Raw genomic sequence first — 3,423 nt, 5'->3', positions numbered from 1 at the left:
GAGTCCGGCGGTGTCCTACTCTCCCACACGGTCTCCCATGCAGTACCATCGGCGCTGAAGGGCTTAACTTCCGGGTTCGGGATGGGACCGGGTGTTTCCCCTTCGCCAAAACCACCGAACGACCAACCCCAACACCCCCAAGCCAGGGGGTGCGGGAAGTATCGTCCGAGCAACTCGGCTCGGTATCCAATTATCAACTACGGGTGCCCAGTTGTTTTCTGGGAACCACACAGGGACGCGAACACCACGCAGCGATTTGCATTGAACGTGATGTGTGTTCAAGCCACTCGGCCTATTAGTACCGGTCGACTCCACACCTCACGGCGCTTCCATCTCCGGCCTATCAACCCGATCGTCTACCGGGGGCCTTACCCACCCCGAAGGGTGGAGGGAGAACTCATCTCGAGGAAGGCTTCCCGCTTAGATGCTTTCAGCGGTTATCCCGACCGAACGTAGCCAACCAGCCGTGCCCCTGGCGGGACAACTGGCACACCAGAGGTTCGTCCGTCCCGGTCCTCTCGTACTAGGGACAGACCCTCACAATTCTCCTACGCGCACAGCGGATAGGGACCGAACTGTCTCGCGACGTTCTAAACCCAGCTCGCGTGCCGCTTTAATGGGCGAACAGCCCAACCCTTGGGACCTACTCCAGCCCCAGGATGCGACGAGCCGACATCGAGGTGCCAAACCATCCCGTCGATATGGACTCTTGGGGAAGATCAGCCTGTTATCCCCGGGGTACCTTTTAGCCGTTGAGCGACACCACTTCCACACGTAGGTGCCGGATCACTAGGCCCTGCTTTCGCACCTGCTCGACACGTCCGTCTCACAGTCAAGCTCCCTTGTGCCCTTGCACTCGCCACCTGATTGCCAACCAGGCTGAGGGAACCTTTGGGCGCCTCCGTTACACTTTAGGAGGCAACCGCCCCAGTTAAACTACCCACCAGGCACTGTCCCCCACCCGGATACACGGGTGCGGGTTAGACGCTCAAAACGACCAGAGTGGTATTTCACCAACGACTCCACCAACACTAGCGTGCCGGCTTCACAGTCTCCCACCTATCCTACACAAGACGCTTCAGGCGCCAATGCCAAGCTGTAGTGAAGGTCCCGGGGTCTTTCCGTCCTGCTGCGCGAAACGAGCATCTTTACTCGTACTGCAATTTCGCCGGGCCTGTGGTTGAGACAGCGGGGAAGTCGTTACGCCATTCGTGCAGGTCGGAACTTACCCGACAAGGAATTTCGCTACCTTAGGATGGTTATAGTTACCACCGCCGTTTACCGGCGCTTAGATTCTCAGCCTCGACACCCAAAGGGCATCTAACCGGTCCTCTTAACGTTCCGGCACCGGGCAGGCGTCAGTCCGTATACAGCGTCTTACGACTTCGCACGGACCTGTGTTTTTAGTAAACAGTCGCTTCCCCCTGGCCTCTGCGACCCCACCCAGCTCAGACAGCAAATGCCATCACCAGGCGTGGTCCCCCTTCTCCCAAAGTTACGGGGGCAATTTGCCGAGTTCCTTAACCACAGTTCACCCGATCGCCTTGGTATCCTCTACCTGACCACCTGAGTCGGTTTAGGGTACGGGCCGCCAGTACACTCGCTAGAGGCTTTTCTCGACAGCATGGGATCACTCACTTCACCTAAAACGGCTCGGCATCAGCTCTCAGGATATGTGAGAGACGGATTTACCTATCTCTCTCCCTACAGCCTTACCCCGGGACAACCACCGCCCGGGCTGAGCTACCCTCCTGCGTCACCCCATCACTCACCTACTACCCCCTCGGGCCCCACGCTCCCCAACGAACAGACCCGAAGGCCCGAACACCGGTTCAGGTGGTTAGCATCAGAGGATTCAGCGTTGGCGCATACCAGCGGGTACGGGAATATCAACCCGTTGTCCATCGACTACGCCTGTCGGCCTCGCCTTAGGTCCCGACTTACCCTGGGCGGATTAGCCTGCCCCAGGAACCCTTGGTCATCCGGCGCACACGTTTCTCACGTGTGACTCGCTACTCATGCCTGCATTCTCACTCCCGCAGCCTCCACCACTCGATCACTCGGCGGCTTCACCGGCTACAGGACGCTCCCCTACCCATCACACCCCAAAGAGATGCAATGCCACGGCTTCGGCGGTGTGCTTGAGCCCCGCTACATTGTCGGCGCGGAATCACTTGACCAGTGAGCTATTACGCACTCTTTCAAGGATGGCTGCTTCTAAGCCAACCTCCTGGTTGTCACAGCAACTCCACATCCTTTCCCACTTAGCACACGCTTAGGGGCCTTAGCCGATGATCTGGGCTGTTTCCCTCTCGACTACGAAGCTTATCCCCCGCAGTCTCACTGCCACGCTCTCACTTACCGGCATTCGGAGTTTGGCTGACGTCAGTAACCTTGTAGGGCCCATCAGCCATCCAGTAGCTCTACCTCCGGCAAGAAACACGCAACGCTGCACCTAAATGCATTTCGGGGAGAACCAGCTATCACGGAGTTTGATTGGCCTTTCACCCCTAACCACAGGTCATCCCCCAGGTTTTCAACCCTGGTGGGTTCGGGCCTCCACACCGTCTTACCGGCGCTTCACCCTGCCCATGGCTAGATCACCCCGCTTCGGGTCTACAGCATGCGACTAAAAACGCCCTATTCAGACTCGCTTTCGCTACGGCTACCCGCCACCGGTTAACCTCGCCACACACCATAACTCGCAGGCTCATTCTTCAAAAGGCACGCCATCACGAACACAAGCCCCAAAAGACCTGTGAGGACGCTCTGACGGCTTGTAGGCACACGGTTTCAGGTACTATTTCACGACCCCTCACCGGGGCACTTTTCACCTTTCCCTCACGGTACTAGTCCGCTATCGGTCACCAGGAAGTATTCAGCCTTACCACGTGGTCGTGGCAGATTCACACGGGATTTCACGGGCCCCGTGCTACTCGGGAACACACCCAGAAGCCACTCGAATTTCGTCTACCGGACTCTCACCGTCTACGGTCGGCCATCCCAAGCCGTTCAACTATCCGAGCAGTTTATAACTCCTCGACCCAGCGGCAGCTGGACCAGGGTGGTCCCACAACCCCGCACACGCAACGCCTGCCGGCTATCACACGCGCACGGTTTAGGCTCCTCCGCTTTCGCTCACCACTACTCACGGAATCACTATTGTTTTCTCTTCCTGCGGGTACTGAGATGTTTCACTTCCCCGCGTTCCCACCAACCTGCCTATACATTCAGCAGGCGGCGACACCCCATGACGGGTGCCAGGTTTCCCCATTCGGAAATCCCCGGATCAAAGTCTGGTTGCCGACTCCCCGAGGCATATCGCAGGCTCCCACGTCCTTCATCGGCTCCTGATGCCAAGGCATCCACCGTATGCCCTAAAAAACTTGAACACACAAAACGATCAAAACAAATCGCAGACAA

At 57.8% G+C, this 3,423-nt stretch carries 2 rRNA genes; both read right to left on the bottom strand.

The annotated features are described in order from the left end of the window. Positions 1-2: 2 nt before the first annotated feature. Positions 3-119, bottom strand: a 5S ribosomal RNA gene (gene rrf / locus E1293_RS45690). Positions 120-274: 155 nt separating this feature from the next. Continuing rightward, a 23S ribosomal RNA gene (locus E1293_RS45685) occupies positions 275-3,392 on the bottom strand. Between the last annotated feature and the right edge of the window lie 31 nt (positions 3,393-3,423).

This window comes from Actinomadura darangshiensis, from assembly GCF_004349235.1.
In the GTDB taxonomy this organism is placed as follows: Bacteria; Actinomycetota; Actinomycetes; order Streptosporangiales; family Streptosporangiaceae; genus Spirillospora; species Spirillospora darangshiensis.
This window is presented reverse-complemented; position numbering and strand designations above follow the sequence as displayed.